At 41.0% G+C, this 1,723-nt stretch carries 1 protein-coding gene; it reads left to right on the forward strand.

Going from position 1 to position 1,723, the window contains the following annotated elements; all coding sequences use genetic code 11:
• The first annotated feature begins 67 nt into the window (after positions 1-67).
• Entirely contained in the window at positions 68-1,600 is a 1,533-nt protein-coding gene (locus LA313_RS09495; protein WP_228914457.1) for an IS1182 family transposase, read from the forward strand.
• Positions 1,601-1,723: the final 123 nt, after the last annotated feature.

Below are 1,723 nucleotides of genomic sequence, written 5' to 3' on the forward strand. Positions count from 1 at the left end.
AAAAGAGGCTGTCTGAAAAGGCAGCCTTTTTTTTGTATAAATAGGAGGAGCTGCTTATTTTTAGTATATGAGCAGAAAAGTAGTTTTTAAGACTTATCATCAAAACCAACTAAGTCTTATTCCCCCTAGCTATGATGATCTGGTTCCAAAAAATCACCCTGTCCGGATTGTCAATACCATTGTAGATCATTTAGACATTAGTACTTTGGAGAAGAGCTATAAAGGAGGAGGCACCTCGAGCTATCACCCGCGGATGCTTCTTAAGGTAGTGATCTACTCTTACCTTCGGAATATTTATTCCTCAAGAAAAATAGAGCAGGCCCTGCAAGAGAATATTCATTTTATGTGGCTTAGCGGACAGAGCAAGCCCGATCACAATACCATCAATGACTTTAGGGGCAAAAGATTAAAGGGGAAGTTTAAGAACATCTTTAACCAGGTGGTCGAGTTATTGGCAGAACAGGGAGTCTTATCCCTTAAAGAGCTGTATGTGGACGGCACGAAGATAGAGGCCAATGCCAACCGCTACACCTTTGTGTGGGGCAAATCCATTAAGACCAGTAAGGAGCGAATCAGAAAACAGCTCAAAGAACTCTGGTCTTATGTGGAGAAAGTCTATGCTGAAGAACAAATGCTTCCCAATCAGCCCGATTTTGAAGAGATCGATCCTGAAAAAGTAGCACAGACCATCGATACCATCAATGAAGCATTGAAGGATAAAGAAGTAGACAAGAAGGTTAAACAAAAGCTGAATTATGCCAAAAAGAACTGGCCAAAGAACCTGCAGAAGTACAATGAGCAGGAAGCTATCTTAGGTAAGAGAAACAGCTACAGCAAAACAGATCCCGATGCCACCTTTATGCGCATGAAGGATGATCATATGCAAAACGGACAGCTAAAGCCCGGGTACAATTTACAAGCCTCTACCAACAACCAGTTTATCACTAGCTACACCCTTGCTCAAACTACAGCAGATACTACCACTTTAAAAGATCATCTCAATGATCATATTGAATCCTACGGTCAAACCCCTGAAACACTTATCGCTGATGCCGGATATGGCAGTGAAGAAAATTACACAGACCTAGAAGAAAAGAACATAGCTGCTTTTGTAAAATATAACTACTTCCATAAGGAGCAGCGCGATAAAAAGCACAAGGAAAATCCGTTTCATCCCGATAATCTCTTTTACAATGCGGAAACAGACACCTATTACTGTCCTATGGGGCAGGAAATGACGAAAACCCGCACCTACGAAAGCAAAACCAAGAACGGCTTTACCCAGGAAATCCATCGTTACCAGGCTCAAAACTGCTGTGGATGTCCCCTGCGAGGCAGTTGCCATAAAGCAAAGGGAAACAGGATTATTGAGCGGAATCACAACTTACTCCGACTCAAACAGAAAGCAAAAAATCTACTACTAAGTGAAAAAGGAATAGCACATCGCAAGCGCAGATGCTGGGATGTAGAGGCTGTCTTTGGTAATATCAAGCAAAATATGGGCTTCAAGCGGTTTATGCTTCGGGGAATGGAGAAAGTAACTACAGAAATCGGGTTAATAGCAATGGCACACAACCTAAAGAAGTTCAGTGTCATCTAATAGAGGCTTTCTGTCCACTTTTTTTAAACCCAGTATTTATTAATAAAAAAGAGGAAAAAGTATTGCTTCACATATTGACAATAAAAAAAGCCGCCTAAAAATTACTTTTTAGACGACCTCTTT

Origin of the sequence: Salinimicrobium sediminilitoris (assembly GCF_020866905.1) — a bacterium.
Taxonomy (GTDB): Bacteria; Bacteroidota; Bacteroidia; order Flavobacteriales; family Flavobacteriaceae; genus Salinimicrobium; species Salinimicrobium sediminilitoris.